18 protein-coding genes are annotated in these 15,299 nt (G+C 43.7%); 11 read left to right on the top strand and 7 right to left on the bottom strand.

The features are described 5' to 3' along the window. Window positions 1-36 precede the first annotated feature (36 nt). Window positions 37-465, bottom strand: coding sequence for an MAPEG family protein (locus PUQ00_RS21680; RefSeq protein ID WP_300420605.1), 429 nt, complete (start codon window positions 463-465; stop codon window positions 37-39). Between the two features lie 9 nt (window positions 466-474). Further along, complete coding sequence (locus PUQ00_RS32895) at window positions 475-582, bottom strand: pentapeptide repeat-containing protein (RefSeq protein ID WP_366145968.1); 108 nt, start codon at window positions 580-582, stop codon at window positions 475-477. Window positions 583-764: 182 nt separating this feature from the next. Here PUQ00_RS32895 and truB point away from each other — a divergent pair, with 182 nt between their 5' ends. The 6 genes from truB (at window position 765) to PUQ00_RS21650 (ending at window position 5,102) form a co-directional block, all read left to right on the top strand. Next, window positions 765-1,649: a tRNA pseudouridine(55) synthase TruB gene (gene truB / locus PUQ00_RS21675; RefSeq protein ID WP_300420602.1), complete on the top strand. Its 885-nt coding sequence runs from the start codon at window positions 765-767 to the stop codon at window positions 1,647-1,649. 345 nt (window positions 1,650-1,994) lie between these two features. Next, window positions 1,995-2,150, top strand: a complete 156-nt coding sequence (locus tag PUQ00_RS21670) for a DUF3285 domain-containing protein (protein WP_104904774.1) — start codon at window positions 1,995-1,997, stop codon at window positions 2,148-2,150. 39 nt (window positions 2,151-2,189) lie between these two features. Further along, on the top strand, window positions 2,190-2,717 hold the full coding sequence (gene ybeY / locus PUQ00_RS21665; protein WP_300420655.1) for an rRNA maturation RNase YbeY: 528 nt from the start codon (window positions 2,190-2,192) through the stop codon (window positions 2,715-2,717). 150 nt (window positions 2,718-2,867) lie between these two features. After that, the gene (locus PUQ00_RS21660) at window positions 2,868-3,323 is read left to right on the top strand and encodes a diacylglycerol kinase family protein (RefSeq protein ID WP_300420600.1); all 456 of its coding nucleotides are present in this window, start codon (window positions 2,868-2,870) and stop codon (window positions 3,321-3,323) included. A 408-nt stretch (window positions 3,324-3,731) separates the two neighbouring features. Beyond that, entirely contained in the window at window positions 3,732-4,331 is a 600-nt protein-coding gene (locus PUQ00_RS21655; protein ID WP_300420598.1) for an aminodeoxychorismate/anthranilate synthase component II, read from the top strand. A gap of 3 nt (window positions 4,332-4,334) precedes the next feature. Further along, window positions 4,335-5,102 (top strand): MBL fold metallo-hydrolase, encoded by a 768-nt coding sequence (locus tag PUQ00_RS21650; RefSeq protein WP_300420595.1) that lies wholly within the window; start codon window positions 4,335-4,337, stop codon window positions 5,100-5,102. A gap of 61 nt (window positions 5,103-5,163) precedes the next feature. Here the strand turns inward: PUQ00_RS21650 and PUQ00_RS21645 are convergent, their stop codons facing one another. Next, the gene (locus tag PUQ00_RS21645; protein WP_300420593.1) at window positions 5,164-6,411 is read right to left on the bottom strand and encodes a VCBS repeat-containing protein; all 1,248 of its coding nucleotides are present in this window, start codon (window positions 6,409-6,411) and stop codon (window positions 5,164-5,166) included. Window positions 6,412-7,231: 820 nt separating this feature from the next. Between PUQ00_RS21645 and PUQ00_RS21640 the strand changes: the two genes are divergently transcribed. Beyond that, window positions 7,232-8,542 carry an aminopeptidase P N-terminal domain-containing protein gene (locus PUQ00_RS21640; RefSeq protein ID WP_300420590.1) on the top strand — a complete coding sequence of 437 codons (1,311 nt, stop codon included), beginning with the start codon at window positions 7,232-7,234 and terminating at the stop codon, window positions 8,540-8,542. Window positions 8,543-8,740: 198 nt separating this feature from the next. Here the strand turns inward: PUQ00_RS21640 and PUQ00_RS21635 are convergent, their stop codons facing one another. Beyond that, window positions 8,741-9,358: a PEP-CTERM sorting domain-containing protein gene (locus PUQ00_RS21635; protein ID WP_300420587.1), complete on the bottom strand. Its 618-nt coding sequence runs from the start codon at window positions 9,356-9,358 to the stop codon at window positions 8,741-8,743. A 37-nt stretch (window positions 9,359-9,395) separates the two neighbouring features. Here PUQ00_RS21635 and PUQ00_RS21630 point away from each other — a divergent pair, with 37 nt between their 5' ends. From PUQ00_RS21630 to PUQ00_RS21620, 3 genes are all read left to right on the top strand, one after another. Further along, the gene (locus PUQ00_RS21630) at window positions 9,396-9,527 is read left to right on the top strand and encodes a hypothetical protein (protein ID WP_300420586.1); all 132 of its coding nucleotides are present in this window, start codon (window positions 9,396-9,398) and stop codon (window positions 9,525-9,527) included. 673 nt (window positions 9,528-10,200) lie between these two features. Beyond that, the gene (locus tag PUQ00_RS21625) at window positions 10,201-10,632 is read left to right on the top strand and encodes a hypothetical protein (protein ID WP_300420583.1); all 432 of its coding nucleotides are present in this window, start codon (window positions 10,201-10,203) and stop codon (window positions 10,630-10,632) included. A 14-nt stretch (window positions 10,633-10,646) separates the two neighbouring features. Further along, complete coding sequence (locus tag PUQ00_RS21620; RefSeq protein WP_300420581.1) at window positions 10,647-10,868, top strand: hypothetical protein; 222 nt, start codon at window positions 10,647-10,649, stop codon at window positions 10,866-10,868. A gap of 30 nt (window positions 10,869-10,898) precedes the next feature. Here PUQ00_RS21620 and PUQ00_RS21615 read toward each other — a convergent pair whose 3' ends face one another. From PUQ00_RS21615 to ftsH2, 3 genes are all read right to left on the bottom strand, one after another. Beyond that, a complete protein-coding gene (locus PUQ00_RS21615) occupies window positions 10,899-11,444 on the bottom strand; it encodes a hypothetical protein (protein ID WP_300420579.1) in 546 nt (181 codons plus the stop codon). 64 nt (window positions 11,445-11,508) lie between these two features. Then, entirely contained in the window at window positions 11,509-12,768 is a 1,260-nt protein-coding gene (locus tag PUQ00_RS21610; RefSeq protein WP_300420577.1) for an ADP-ribosylglycohydrolase family protein, read from the bottom strand. 126 nt (window positions 12,769-12,894) lie between these two features. Beyond that, window positions 12,895-14,781 carry an ATP-dependent zinc metalloprotease FtsH2 gene (gene ftsH2 / locus PUQ00_RS21605; RefSeq protein WP_300420574.1) on the bottom strand — a complete coding sequence of 629 codons (1,887 nt, stop codon included), beginning with the start codon at window positions 14,779-14,781 and terminating at the stop codon, window positions 12,895-12,897. A gap of 232 nt (window positions 14,782-15,013) precedes the next feature. Between ftsH2 and PUQ00_RS21600 the strand changes: the two genes are divergently transcribed. Next, window positions 15,014-15,299, top strand: a 286-nt coding sequence (locus PUQ00_RS21600) for a hypothetical protein (protein WP_300420571.1), incomplete at its 3' end; no start/stop codon positions are given.

The following is a 15,299-nucleotide window of genomic DNA, read 5'->3' as shown; positions in this document are numbered from 1 at the left end:
GCACTTTGAAGATTAGCGTTTCTCAGATCAGCATACTTACGCACTGAAGTGGATAAGGGCTGCACGGATTGCCATAAACCACACTGCAAGCGTGGCAAATAGGTAGAGGTAGAACCGAAGCATGATTAGATTGAATGTGCAATGAACAGCGCTATGCAATCCGCGAAACACAACGAAGACCCATGCAGCATTCACATACACCGAATCCACCTGATTTGTGATAAAAAGATATAGCACAAGCGCATAGAAAATTACCGGAATCTCGAACAGATTCTTTAGGTTATCTGATGGATTGGATACGTTTGGTGGCGAGAGTTCCGCCAGTGTGCCAGTTACAGCAAGGTCTTTCGGGCTGATCTTTATACTTGTGATGAAACTGATACGACGGATGTACATATACACCCAGACTATGAGTGTTAGAAACACTGTGGCAAAAAAGGGGCTGAAGATTGCATCTTGCGTCATTTCCACCTCTCAAACTTGATCATTAGTGATAAATTTTGCTCTACGTAAGTCAGCGTCTTTAAAGCTGGTGTCATCAAGGTTTGCATTTCCAAGATTAGCACTTTGAAGATTAGCAATTTTTTAGGTAGACGCGATCGCGTTGGCGAAGCCTCTCGAAGAGAAGAAATAAATGCTTAACTGAACTGTATTGGCTTAAAGTGTATAAAATAATGCTTATTTAAGCCAGAATTGCTAAATATTAATGCTTTAAGCATTAAATGAGTATTTAATAGAATTTAGAAGCTGTAACTATTGATTTTGTGTTATTTCAAGGTTTTCTCAACTTAAACAAACCATTCGGCTGGACTTCCCACGACTGCGTAGCGCGGGTGCGAAAACTGTTGCACCTCAAACGTGTAGGACATGCGGGAACCTTAGATCCAGCAGCTACCGGGGTGTTACCGATCGCACTTGGTAAAGCCACAAGATTATTGCAATATCTGCCAGAAAACAAAGCTTACAAAGCTACGATTCGGCTGGGTGTGCGTACCACAACCGATGATTTACAAGGCGAAATCATCACTTCTCAACCTTGTGCTGGATTGAGTTTAGCAGAAGTTAAAACTGCACTGGCGCAATTTGAAGGCAGGATTGAGCAAATACCACCGAATTACAGTGCAATCCAAGTGGATGGTAAACGTCTCTACGACTTAGCACGCCAAGGGAAAACGGTGGAAGTTCCAGTGCGAACAGTGGAAATTTTTCAGATAGATATTTTGGGCTGGAGAGAAGGAGATTTCCCGGAATTGGATGTTGCGATCGCCTGTGGTTCTGGTACATATATTAGAGCGATCGCTCGTGACTTAGGTGCAATCTTAGAAACTGGTGGTACTCTTGCGGCTTTGATCCGCACTCAAAGCAGTGGTTTCGATTTAACAGATAGTCTCACCTTGACAGACTTAGAAACTAAACTACAAACCGGGACATTTCAACCTTTTGTATCTGATGCAGCCTTGAAACATCTGTCATCTGTGACTTTACCAGCAACATCTGCTCAAAAATGGTGTCAAGGTCAGCGAATTTGTCTAACTTTTAATGTTTCTGAAATAGTGCGAGTTTATGATCAAGAAACTCGCTTTTTAGGTATTGGGCAATTACAAGACCAAGTGTTGATTCCCCAAATGGTTTATGAACCAATTTCTTAAAACTCTGGTAAATTGAAGGTTTTAATTTGAATACATAGTTTGGGCACAATGTGTAAAATTATCACCAATAGTAAATTAAATGGGAGCTTCACCCCATGCGTAGGCTAGCAAAAACCGCAGGTATCGCCCAAAAGAGTAATTAGCAACTTCGGTTATTACTTAGTATCGATGATTAATTTTCTCGTATTTGAGATCAGCGCGTCACCGAATAGCCCGTCGTAGACATCCCATAGCACCCCATATGATTGATACCTTTTCAAAGAAATCCTTAGCAACATACAGGCGATCGCAATTCTATCTCAGACCAACTGTTACAGTTATAAAAGAGTCTGTGGACAAATAACTATGAGCAACTCTCCTTCAACAGAACCTCAACCTAGCTATGTAAAACTCGCCATGCGAAACATGGTGCGGAAGGGTGGAACTTCCCTGAAACATTTTGCCTTGACTGCCGTAGGGCTTCTAGCTCTCCTTGTTGGTCTTGCTTACCTAACTCACTAACGACAAACCGTAAACCTCAGACTAGGAGAGTGTGTGCCCCTGAGAGTTGAACTATATGTGGAGGAGTATTTTTACGAGTTGTCCCCGACAATATCTGTAAAGATTGGGGACACTCATCCCCGAATTACTCCTGAAACTTGGGAAAAGTGGTTTAATCGCTGGTTGGAAATACTTCACCCTCATATTCCGCCAGCGCCAAGTTATGAGATCGGGCTGCGTTTGACAGATGACTCGCAAATTCAAGAACTGAATGCCCAATATCGTCAACAAAATAAGCCCACAGACGTTTTAGCATTTGCTGCTTTGGAGGTAGATTTTCCTCAAAGTAAAGAAATGCTTGCTTCTGTACCATTATATTTAGGTGATATTATTGTGTCTGTAGATACAGCACAACGTCAAGCTCAACAGCAGGAACATAGCTTACCAACAGAGCTAGCCTGGTTAGCTGCTCACGGTTTATTACACCTGTTGGGCTGGGATCATCCTGATGAAGAAAGTTTGGGGCGAATGTTAGAACAGCAAGTGATATTGCTGAATACAATAGGTATTGCTATTGACATAGAATAGCAGTATGTGTATCACTTAGTGCCAATTTTGAGCAATACTTTTATAATACTTCTGGGGAAAATTGCTTAAATATTGCCTCAAAGTTAATTCCGCTATTAAGATCGGCGAATATTCCCACTGTAGCAACTCTGTTCTTGTGTTTTTAAGTCTATGTCCCAAAAAATTTCTTCATCACCAACGCCCACCTCGTTACAAACACTCGTGTCTAATGAACGGGAGTTCTCCTGGAAGGTAGCCTCTAATTTATTTGTTAGTTTTAAATATGCCTGGGCTGGAATCAGCTATAGTTTTCAAACTCAACGTAATTTTCGCATCCACGTAAGTGTTTGCGCTTTAGCGATCGGTTTAAGCGTTTTTTTGCATCTGCAAGCGGTGGAAATAGCGGTAATTGGCATAACTAGCGGTTTAGTTTTGGCACTAGAGTTACTTAATACCGCGATCGAGTCTCTTGTGGACTTAACCGTTAAGCAGACATACCATGATTTGGCAAAAATTGCTAAAGATTGTGCGGCTGGTGCAGTCCTGATCTCTGCTTTGGTAGCGGTGCTGGTAGCTGGTACGCTATTACTCCCTCCTCTGGTAAGGTTAATTATATCGGCTTTATAGATGTGATTTCTATCACCGATAGAGAAGCGTTAGCGAGTCTTGTCTGCGACACGCTGTTCGTGTCCCTTGCCTCACGGGCTGCCGTAGGCATCGCCAAGTGACTCGGTAAGAAGATCACACTCTGTCCGCTCCCTTTTGGAGAACATATTATAAGCAATTCCAAATTTAAGTAATGCGATGTCTACGATGGTCACTGAGCTTTGTCGAAGTGCGGGCGTAGCTGCGGTGCCAAGCATCCTGGCTAAAGGGTTACTTGGTAATCTTTAGGAAGTGGCTTATGGTAGAGTAGCTGCTTAAGATTTACGCATCAACGTTAGCGTTATTTTTATCCTTAGCAAACAAATAGCATGAAATATTTGTTTATGCTTTTTGCAAGTGATGAGTGGTAAGAACCAGGAGTGATGAGCTTTGATTATAGTTATCGACAATTACGACAGTTTTACATATAATTTAGTGCAGTATCTGGGAGAATTGGCAGCAGAATTCCCAGTGGCAGATGATATTAAAGTTTTTCGTAACGACAAGATATCCATAGACGAGATTCGGGCATTAAAGCCGGAAGCCGTAGTTATTTCTCCTGGGCCTGGTCGCCCGGAAGATGCTGGCATTTCTTTAGAATTGATTGAACAGCTAGGACAAGAGTTGCCAATTTTGGGTGTCTGTTTGGGACATCAAAGCATCGGTCAAGTGTTCGGTGGTAAAATAATTTCTGCTCCAGAGTTGATGCATGGCAAAACCTCTCAGGTGTCTCATAGTGGTGTGGGTGTTTTCCGGGGATTAGAAAATCCTCTCACCGCCACCAGGTATCATAGTTTGGTGATAGAACGTGAGACTTGCCCAGATGTGTTAGAAATCACCGCTTGGGTTGAAGATAACACCATTATGGGAGTCCGACACCGGAACTATCCTCACATTCAGGGCGTCCAGTTTCACCCAGAGAGTGTCCTGACATCTTCAGGAAAACAGTTATTGCGAAATTTTCTGGAACAGTTACAGTCAAGAGCATAATTAATGAAACGACGACAGTTGATGGGCTATGCTGGGGCGGGGTTAGTAACAGCTTTAGTTACTAACTTGGGTTCTGAATCTCAAGCTGACGCACAATCTAGCGGTTTATCAGTTCAGTGGTTGGGTCATACTTGCTTTCTTTTTACTGGTGGCGGTGCGAAAATTCTCGTCAATCCATTTCGGGCGGTCGGCTGTACTGCTGGGTATCGTCCACCGAAAGTTGCAGCAGATTTGGTACTAATTAGCAGCCAACTGCTGGATGAAGGTGCTGTGGATGTACTACCGGGAAATGCAAAACTCATCTACGAACCAGGAGTTTACGAGTTCAAAGGCATTAAGTTCCAAGGAATTGCCATAGACCACGATCGCAAAGGTGGTAGGCAGTTTGGCTCAAATACTGCTTGGAGTTGGAAGCAAGGCGGAATTAATATTTTACATTTAGGGGGAGCTGCTGCACCCATTTCCATTGAGCAAAAAATCCTGATGGGACGTCCCGATGTGGCATTTATTCCAGTGGGAGGCAGTGCAAAAGCCTACAATGCTGAGGAAGCAAAGCAGGCTGTTCAAGTGTTAAATCCCAAGTTGGTAATTCCGACCCATTATCGGACACAGGCCGCTGATGCTGCTACCTGCAATCTTTCGCCACTCGATAATTTTCTCACCTTGATGAAAGGTATGACTGTGCGGCGTAGCAACGGAGATAGTATTTCCATTAGCCCTAAAGATTTACCAGAAAATAGTGTGATTGAGGTTTTGAGTTACAAGTTTTGAGGAGCAGGGGAAGCAGGGCAAGAATTCTTAACTCCAAACTGCTAACTTCTGAATTCTAAATTTAGAACGTATACCACTCTGGGGTAAGCTTATCGGCATCGCTAATCGGATTCTCAGTGGCTGTTGTCCCATCTAGAGTCCAAATTTTGTCTGCACCTGCTGTCTGATCGCGCCAGTAGATATCGGTTTTACCATCGCCGTTGAAATCGCCAAGGGATGGTGTCAAGGCTGCGTTATTAGCTGGTAAGAAAGCCTGAGTAGCAACAGTTGTACCATCCATCAACCAAGCAGTGTTCTCACCAGTTGTGCCATTGTGCCAGAAAATGTCGGTCTTGCCATCGCCGTTGAAATCGCCAATTTTAGAAGTCCAGGCTGGGTCAAGTGTCCCCAGAGCACCCTCTGTGACTAAGATCCCATTCATCGTCCAAACCTTATTTTCACCTGTTTGAGCGTTTCTCCACAGAATGTCAGTCTTATAGTCGCCGTTGAAATCACCAAGGGTAGGAGTCCAGGCGGCATCTTGTGATTGCAGGGCAAGTTCAGTCTTTTGCGTACCATCCATAAACCAAGCGGTGTTATCGCCGGTTGTCGCATTGCGCCAGAAGATGTCACTCTTGCCATTGCCGTCGAAATCAACAATGGTAGGAGTTAGTGCTGGATCTGTTTTATCCAAAACAGTTGCATTCAGAACTGTTGTACCATCCATCTCCCAAATAGCGTTCTCACCAGTTGTGCCATTGTGCCAGAAGATATCAGTTTTGCGATCGCCGTTGAAATCTCCAATCTGAGGAGTCCAGGCTGGGTCAACGCTGCTTAGAGCAGCCGCATTAGCAACTTTGGTTCCATCCATCAGCACAATGCTATTCTCGCCGGTTGTCTTATTGCGTAATAAGAAGTCGGTTTTGCCATCACCATTGAAGTCAGCAATTTTGTAATCATAGGCAGATAGGTCGAAATTACCTAGAGAACCTTGTTCGAGAACTTTTGTTCCATCCATCAACCGAATGATAATCTCACCCGTTGTAGAATTGACCCAAACTTTATCCGTTTTGCCATCACCGTTAAAGTCAGGAGTAATCGCTGCACTAGTTAAGTAAGGATTAGGATTGGGATTTGCTGAGATTTTGACAGGCTGGGTAAACGGTTCACTATCTAGTCCTAGTGAGGATGAGGAACTCTTACCCGTAAATCCCAAATCATAATTTAAATTCTCAAAAGAAGATGTCAAGATTTTTGATTTTGCAAAAGAGTCTGATGCCCATCCAGATATATTCAAAGATAAGGGTGAGGATTTTGTACTTTCAGGCATGGTTTATTTTTATTATTGGTTGTCATATTTTTTTAACTTTTTTTGGCAATCTCTTTCTGTAACGAAATAACATTTACCAGGGGTTCAAGATTTCTTTATAACTATTTTTTCTTTATTAATGTCATTCTTTAAAGATAAATATCTGTTCTTTTAAACGATTATTCTTAAGTTTTCAAGTTCTATACAAGCAATTAAAAAACATTTTTTGTGCTTTATATATGGGATTATTTATAGATAAAATTATATAATCTGATTGAACATTAAAAATGTTGAATTCAAACATACAGATTTATATAATTGTTACTCAGTTACATAAAAATATTTCCATTATGTAATCCTGATGTGATTACATAAGACATCTCCGAAAAATGTAGAGATGTAAAAGAAATTTCGTCTCTCCAAGAGCATCCCAAATGTGTAAAAACATTAGCTGTCATTGCGAGAGTAATGAAATGGAGTGAAGCAATCGCAACATCTAGACTTTGCGATTGCTTCTCTAGGAGAGGCTACCACGAACGCTTCTCTTCTTAGGCTGCGCCAACATTCGCAATGACAATCTATCATCTTGATAAATTTGCTTGCATTGGGATGCTCCCTCCACAAGGATTTCAGGTATATCGTATAATTAATTTCTGGAAATGTCTAAGACTTATGGATAATGCATATTTAATTTCTGGAGATGTCTAATAATTTATGACTTGAGTTGAAACAAATATTGGCTAGAATAACTTAGATTAACAACTAGAGAGAAGCATGATCTGTGCATCATCTAGTTGTCCAAAGTGTAAAATAACACAATACTTTAATAGATATATCAGCTATGCAAGCAGAATATCGGCAGCGTCGCGAGCAGTTAATGGCAAAAATTGGTGATGGCACAGCTATTTTTCGCAGTGCGCCAATGGCAGTAATGCACAACGATGTCGAGTATGTTTATCGCCAAGACAGTGATTTTTTCTACCTGACTGGTTTTAACGAACCACAGGCAGTTGCAGTGTTAGCGCCACATCATTCAGAACATCGGTTTGTGCTGTTTGTCCAACCGAAAGATCGTGAAAAGGAAGTATGGACTGGTTATCTTTCTGGGGTAGATGCAGCCAAGGAAATTTATGGTGCTGATGAAGCCTACCCGATTAGCGAGTTAGATGAAAAGTTACCGCAGTATTTGGAAAAAGCCAGCCGCATTTACTATCACTTAGGACGCGATCGCACTTTTAATGACCAAATCTTGGGACATTATCAAAGCTTACTACGGACTTATCCTAAACGCGGTACAGGGCCGATCGCTATTGAAGATACTGGCCCTGTCCTCAATAGCATGAGATTGATCAAAAGTGAAGCTGAGTTGGAATTGATGCGTCAAGCAGTTGCGATCGCAACTGAAGCACACAATTACGCCCAAGAAATCGCCGCACCCGGACGTTATGAGTACGAAATACAGGCGGAGATGGAACGCATCTTTCGAGTCCGAGGTGGGTTAGGCCCAGCTTATCCTTCGATTGTGGCTTCCGGCGTGAATGCTTGCGTACTCCACTACATTGAAAATAATCGTCAAATGCAGGATGGAGAATTACTGCTAATTGATGCCGGTTGTGCCTATGGTTATTACAACTCGGATATTACCCGGACATTTCCTGTCGGAGGGAAATTTACGCCCGAACAAAAGACGCTGTATGAGATTGTTTTGGAGGCGCAAAAACAAGCGATCGCTCAAGTGCAACCAGGTAATCCCTTCAAATTAGTTCACGATACAGCAGTGCGCGTCCTTACGCAAGGTTTACTCGAACTTGGCATCCTCAAAGGCGAAATTGATAAGTTAATTGAAGAAGAGAAATATAAGCCATATTATATGCATCGCACCAGTCATTGGTTAGGGTTGGATGTCCATGATGTCGGGGTTTATCAGCACGGTGAAGATAAACCGCAAATTTTGCAACCAGGTCAAATTCTGACAGTGGAACCGGGACTATATATTGTGCCAGATACCAAACTAGCAGAAGACCAACCAGAGACTGATCGTCGATGGGTTGGCATTGGTATTCGTATTGAGGATAATGTGTTAGTTACACTTGGGGGACATGAGGTGTTAACTGCGGGAGTTCCCAAAGCAGTCGATGAAGTGGAACGATAAAAAAGGGGGAGGAGGGGATCTAATTTCAAAATCCCTTTCCCAATCTGGGAGAGGGATTTAGGTGAGGGCAAAGATTCATGCAAGATCATGTCCGCTTGATTACTTACTAAACCCCAAGAACCCCACCCCCAACCCCTCCCCTTGGTAAGGGGCTGGGGGTGGGGTGCAATGACTGTGGGAATGATATAGAACCGCTCGTCAATATTTAGATGCCTTTGCCCTGGTTCTGTTCCTGAGTGCTACACCCAACATGCCAACTAGCAAGGTTCCCAAAACAGTTGCGGATTCAGGAACCGCAGATATTTTGATTCGATTCGTACTCGAATCGAGTAATTGACTATAGTCTGCTGTAATATTTTGGTAAAGATAATAGGTCGCTCCCGGAGAGATGAAGATACGGCCGGGAGCCTCAACATTGCTGAGAAAAACATCACCTATGCCAGTACCAGTACCTACATCAAAAGCCCCAAACAAATTGCCTGTAGTCGTGTCAAAGTTAAACTCAAAAAACTGATTGTTTGATACACCATTAGCAACTTCGTTTTTAGTTACAATCAATTCCTGTGATGGATTGAAAAAAGAAATAGATAGTGACTGCAAGGCTTTTGTAGCTCCCCCACCACTTTCGGAAATTATGGCTGGGGAAATGGTTTCATCGTAGCTGAACAAGCCAGAAGCCGAATAACCAGCATCACCCTTCCAGTCAAATGTTAAATTAACAGCTTGAGCCAGATTAGTAGAAGCAATGATGCAAGTCGTACAGAGTGCTAAACTAGTCGCTACCTGTGCTGTAGCTAGGGCAAAAAAGCTTTTCATTGATTAAATAGCCTCCAATTAACAGTAAACACGCCTTATGGTAAAGCTGGCTTCTACTCGGAATTACTTAATAGTGGTAATGAAAGTAGAGATATTGAACTTAGATGCAACCATGAACGCAGATATTGGTCTGGGTGGTTCCTTGAATAATACTGATGAATATCCCTGATCTCTAAAAAATTTTAATTTAGATGTAGCGGTGTATAGTTGAGTGAGATACAAAAACTTTGCTGAAATGATTTAACAGCAAGGATTTTGGTGTTCTCATGTAATCGATAACCGCTATATGACATCTAAATTGTTATCAATGTTTGGACGAGTCTAATATAGCCAATTGACTCCAAGAAATCGTCCACTCAAAGTTGAAACTTTTTTACAATAGAATGATTGATAAATCTATCCATCTCAAAATGGAAGGTTTGCTCCAACTAAAGTACTAATTGAAGAAGAATTCAGAAGTCAGAATTCAGGAGTCAGAATGCAATCAGTGGGGGATTCAGACCCGCCACTACGAAAGTTGACCACCAAATTTTCTTGTTTTGTGGGGGTCTTAAACGGCGTTTATTCATCCACCAGTCGCACAAAATACCCAAGTGAATTCTGGCTCCTGACTCCTTTATTCTGTTTGGTAAATAAGCGTAAACAACCAACCTAAATGATGATATAGGACTCCTATTTGATTTTTGAAAAAACTCCGTACAACTCGAAAGGGCTGATTCCCCATTCCCTACTCCCTACTCCCTGCCTACGCAAATAAATTCAAGAATCAAATCGGATTGCTACAAGTAAATGCGGAGAAGGCATCTAGCGATTAGTCGCTGTGCAGATTCCCTAATTCGAGCTTGGGATGTCGCTACAGGGGAATACATGAAAATTTTGGTGGGCAGACAAACGGTGTCAGGTCAGCTAAATTCGCTCCAGATGAGCAAACCTTGCTGAGTAGCAGTGAAGATACAACCATCAAAATTTGGGATTTCGAGACTTACCAATGTCTGAGAACCTTTGAAGGACATACTCGCGCTGTAATTAGTGTTGTCAGTCCCGATGATTGTGTACTGGCAAGTGGAGCAACCGACCAAACCGTAATAATTTGGGATATGAATGAAAAACTCCACCCACAAGGGGATAGAGTTTTTGGGCATGGGGAATGGGGAATGGGGCATAGGGCATGGGGAAGAAGTTACCTGTTTGGCCCATGCCCTATGCCCCAAGGGTTGGGGCGACTATCCCTCTCCACCCACTCTTGGGATGGAGTTTCCCGCCGCTTTCAATGAAAACTGGAGAGTGCTTGAGAATACTGACAGATCATACAAGATGGATTTTTGCGATCGCAAAAATCCATTCTCCGGTTAAAAGTCCAATTCTTGCCAGCAGCATTGAAGACCAGACCATCCGCTTATGGAATGTCGAAATAGGTGAATATCTGAAAATTCTCCGAACTCCCAGACCCTATAAAAGCATGAATATTACAAGTATCGTTAGTTTGGCGAAATCTCAGCGTCACTTATAGCACTAGGAGCAATAACAGAAAGTTCCTAAATCAAGAACAGCCCTCAACAAATTCAACTTCCGGCAGTTTACCTGAGCGAAACTGAGTAACACGCTTACCGTCAGTCTCGAAAACCACACGATAGTTCTGGTTAACATGGTCTTGCGGGATAAATGTCAAGTAGTGTCCGCCTTGAACATATTTATGAGGTGTAACTTTAATTTGTCCTGAGTAGAGAGACTTGATTTGCGCTTCAGTGTCGCCAATTTTTGCACCTTTGAGGGTAGTAATCTGGGTATTCTGCCGTACATCTACTCTAGAAATGCGACCTTTTGTAACCATAAAGAAAAGATTTTTGGGTTCGTTTTCTGGCTTGACGTAGTAGCAACTGTTATTCGCCGAATCACCAATTAGCTTAGTACCAGCAGCTTTTGCCGCTTGGGAGACACTCATGCCAACTCGAACTTGACCGATACCATTGATAAACAATTTCGATTGATTTGTCAGTTTCGCCTGTGCTACAACTGTGCCGACAGTTAGAAAAGAAACTGCCAACGTTAAGGAAGCAAGAGTCAATAATTTAACTTTATTATTCATAAATTGTGCGAATAAATGTGCCTAGATTATTCTATACAGTACCTGTGCTGTCAATTTCGGATTTTCAAGTTTTTGATTGGCGAAATTCTGAGATTACTTCGATCAAACCAACGATATTACGGTTGAATTCAGGTAAATCTTCCGCAGGTATCCAATATTCCTGATGTATAGAACCGCCTACAGTTTTTACGGAGTAGCGACTTAAAAACTCTGCACGCACCTGAAAACGTGTCACATAGCCGATGTATCCTGTGTCAGTACTTGCTGCATTCCAGTTACGGGCAATTTGTGCGGCGTATTCTTCATTAAGTACCGGGTAGAAAATAGGCTGTTCAGGTAGTCGAGGAGGGAATTCGCGATCGCCACTTTCTTTAATCAAAGCCAGTTCTTTTGGCCCAGTGGGACGGAAGAGTGTGATTGTTTCTCTATCACCCTTGGGCAAAGGTTCTCGTGCTTGTAGCCATGCCGTGGGAATACCTTCTACACCTGTAGATATTGCCACAATACCACCCGCGATCGCACAAGTAGTATCTCTATCTCCCAAGCCATTGACAGTTAACCACAGTGCTTCTTCGTAGTTATTAAGGTGCTGGGCAGCACACCATAGTGCAAAGGGGACTGTATCTTGTGCTGAGACATGAGCACCATTTCCCAGCAGAGTAGCTGCTAATTGCACTGGTATTGTCTCCGACAAATCACAAGCAAGGCGGATTTTTGAACTTACCTCACTTTCTGGAACATAAGGTAAGACAAGGTTAAGAAACTCTTGTTTACTGGGCATAGAACCTTGTAATCTCGCCGCCCATGCAGTAGCAACTGCTACGGCAATTGCACCGGCGATCGCTTCTGGATGGGTGTGAGTTACTTCGGCACTAGAACGAGCTTGACTGACAACCAAATCTAGATCCTCAGCGAAAAACGCCCCTATGGGTGCAACTCGCATCGCCGCTCCATTACCATAGGAACCCTGTCCACCAAACAGACTACTCGCCACCTTCTGCCAAGGTTCGCCATCCCGTATTCGCGTTAGCAGCCCGTGCATTGCTGCACCATAACCCCGTTCGCTGTCGTATTCTTTGGCAAAGCTTTCTACCAGCCTGTCTTGGTTAATTTCCCCATATTCTTGAAGAATTCTCACAATCGAAAGCGCCATTTGGGTGTCGTCGGTATAGTACCAAGGTGATGCTGGGATGGCACGGGCGACAATTAGACTTTCTGCCACATCTGGATGGAGAAAAAATCGCTCTCCAAAAGCATCACCCACCGATAGACCCTCAAGGGAGTTTTGAGCGCAAAGGAGGCGAGTCTCTTTTGTTGTTGCCACAATTTACTCCTGGGCTAAAAAATTTATGTAGTATAATTGTATTATAAATTTTAGATAAAATAATGGGGACAGTTAACACCATCCCCATTGAAATTGAGCAATAGCTGAAGATTTTTCCTTAAGAGCTTACAGTTGCGGTACGTACTGCTGCTTCTCAGGGACTTCAGCGTACTCAGCCACAATCTGGCGGAATTCTTCGCCGTCAATGGTTTCTTTTTCGATGAGCAAATCGACTAAGCGATCGGTGACAGTGCGATGATCACGGATCAGCTTTTTAGCATTGTCGTAGCACTGTTCAACAATTTCCCGAACTTGAGCATCGATGCGCGAGGCAATGGATTCGGAATACTCAGATCGGGTTGTCCAGTCACGACCCAAAAATACTTCTCCCTGTTGGCTTTCTAAGGAAAGTGGGCCTAAGTTTGACATCCCGAACCGTGTCACCATTTGCCGTGCCATTCCCGACAACTGTTGTAAATCTCCACCTGCACCAGTGGTAACTTCCGCAGCCCCAAAAATCACCTCTTCGGCAGCGCGACCGCCTAAAGCACCAGTAATTCTGGCTTTGAGTTGAGAACGGGAAATTAATCCTTGTTCTTCGTCGGGAGTAAACCAAGTCAAACCCTGCGCTTGTCCTCGTGGGATCAGCGTGACTTTCTGCACTGGGTCATGGTCTTTTAATAAAGTCCCAACTAAGGCGTGTCCAATTTCATGGTAGGCAATTAAGCGCTTGCTCTTGCTATCTACCAAAGGAGTGCCTTCCATCCCCGCAACTACCCGATCCACCGCATCATCAATTTCGCGGAGGGTGATCGCTTCTTTGCGTCTTCTAGCAGTGAGAATTGCCGCTTCGTTGAGTAAGTTGGCTAAGTCAGCACCAGTGAATCCAGGAGTGCGGCGAGCGATCGCATCCAAAGATACGCTAGTGTCTAGTTTCTTATTCCGCGCATGGACTTGCAAGATTTCCAAACGCCCTTTGATATCAGGCGGATCGACTGTTACTTGTCGGTCAAAGCGACCGGGACGCAGCAAGGCTGAGTCTAGTACGTCAGGACGGTTGGTAGCAGCAATAATAATGATACCTGTATTACCTTCAAACCCGTCCATTTCGGTGAGCAATTGGTTGAGGGTTTGCTCTCTCTCATCATTACCGCCACCGATACCAGCACCCCGTTGGCGTCCAACGGCGTCGATTTCATCAATGAAGATGATACAAGGGGCGTTATCTTTAGCTTTCTTGAACAAATCACGGACGCGGGATGCACCCACACCAACGAACATTTCTACAAATTCCGAACCGGAAATACTGAAGAAAGGTACGCCTGCTTCGCCAGCGATCGCTTTTGCTAGTAAAGTTTTACCAGTTCCAGGAGGCCCAACTAACAGCACTCCCTTGGGAATGCGTGCGCCTACTGCGGTAAATCTTTCTGGCTGCTTCAGGAAGGTAACGACTTCTTGCAGTTCTTCCTTAGCTTCTTCGATCCCGGCTACATCGTCAAATTTGACCCCAGTTTTTGCTTCCATTTGGAAGCGGGCGCGGGATTTGCCGAAGTTCATCGCTTGACCTGGCCCGCCGGGGAGATTGCTAGAACGCCGGAACAAAAAGAACAGCCCGGTAATCAATAAAACTGGAAACACGAGATTGCCCAACAATCCCCAAATTGCCCCATCATTCCGCATGGGGTGAGCATCAAAACTGATGTCTTTTTCTTTGAGCTTGCTAATTAACTCAGGAGCGTTAATAGGCAAATCCACCCGCCACCTTTGGACGCGATTTTCGATATCTGGATCGCGGGCTTCTATAATTGCTGTCCTACCGCCTTCGTACAGATCCACGCTGCTGACGCGATCGCCGTCCAAGTATTCTAGAAAGCGACCATAGGTCATGCGGGTATTGGCTGTATTCTTACTCGCGTCAGCAGGAGCGCCTGCAAAGGCCCCTTGCCAGAAGAAAAAGCCAATTACCAAAGCTGGCAACGTCCAGAGTACTAGGACTTTCCAAGAGAATTTCATGTTAATTTGCCTCTAGATGCCTATACAACTCATCAGCCTTAGCAACCAAATGTTGATCACTCTGTCACTTTGGGCTGTTAAACGGATGTTTATAAATCCATTTTGTTTAATTTGACCTCTTATATGCACTCCCATAGAGCGATCGGCGCATTATGGCGATGCCAACAAGAATCTTAATCAAAGTTAACTTAATTTTAATACAATATCGCACGAGAAAAGGGAGCGCAATGGGATGCAAAGACACGGAGAATTTCTTCAGAATGCTCCTCGTGTCGTTCAAGCTCCTCTCAATCATCATTTGGGGGAGTGGGGGAGTGAGGGGGATGAGGGGGACAAGGGAGACAAGGAGAAATTGAAGAAGAATTCAGAAGTCAGAATTCAGGAGTCAGAATCAAGACGCTCTCTACGAGACGCTAAAAGCGAACGCGGACTCGCTCTCCGTGGCGCTATCAGTCGGGGATTAAGACCCGCGACTACGAAAGTTGACCACAAAACAAGAAAATTTGGTGGGGGTGCAA

This window comes from Nostoc sp. S13, assembly GCF_029379315.1.
GTDB lineage: Bacteria > Cyanobacteriota > Cyanobacteriia > Cyanobacteriales > Nostocaceae > Nostoc.
This window is presented reverse-complemented; position numbering and strand designations above follow the sequence as displayed.

What these genes read in the sequence shown, in the direction of transcription:
- PUQ00_RS21680 (WP_300420605.1), bottom strand. Translation starts at nt 465, where the DNA reads ATGACGCAAGATGCAATCTTCAGCCCCTTTTTTGCCACAGTGTTTCTA.
- PUQ00_RS21670 (WP_104904774.1), top strand. Translation starts at nt 1,995, where the DNA reads ATGAGCAACTCTCCTTCAACAGAACCTCAACCTAGCTATGTAAAACTC.
- PUQ00_RS21660 (WP_300420600.1), top strand. Translation starts at nt 2,868, where the DNA reads ATGTCCCAAAAAATTTCTTCATCACCAACGCCCACCTCGTTACAAACA.
- PUQ00_RS21650 (WP_300420595.1), top strand. Translation starts at nt 4,335, where the DNA reads ATGAAACGACGACAGTTGATGGGCTATGCTGGGGCGGGGTTAGTAACA.
- PUQ00_RS21645 (WP_300420593.1), bottom strand. Translation starts at nt 6,411, where the DNA reads ATGCCTGAAAGTACAAAATCCTCACCCTTATCTTTGAATATATCTGGA.
- PUQ00_RS21640 (WP_300420590.1), top strand. Translation starts at nt 7,232, where the DNA reads ATGCAAGCAGAATATCGGCAGCGTCGCGAGCAGTTAATGGCAAAAATT.
- PUQ00_RS21635 (WP_300420587.1), bottom strand. Translation starts at nt 9,358, where the DNA reads ATGAAAAGCTTTTTTGCCCTAGCTACAGCACAGGTAGCGACTAGTTTA.
- PUQ00_RS21630 (WP_300420586.1), top strand. Translation starts at nt 9,396, where the DNA reads ATGGTAAAGCTGGCTTCTACTCGGAATTACTTAATAGTGGTAATGAAA.
- PUQ00_RS21615 (WP_300420579.1), bottom strand. Translation starts at nt 11,444, where the DNA reads ATGAATAATAAAGTTAAATTATTGACTCTTGCTTCCTTAACGTTGGCA.
- ftsH2 (WP_300420574.1), bottom strand. Translation starts at nt 14,781, where the DNA reads ATGAAATTCTCTTGGAAAGTCCTAGTACTCTGGACGTTGCCAGCTTTG.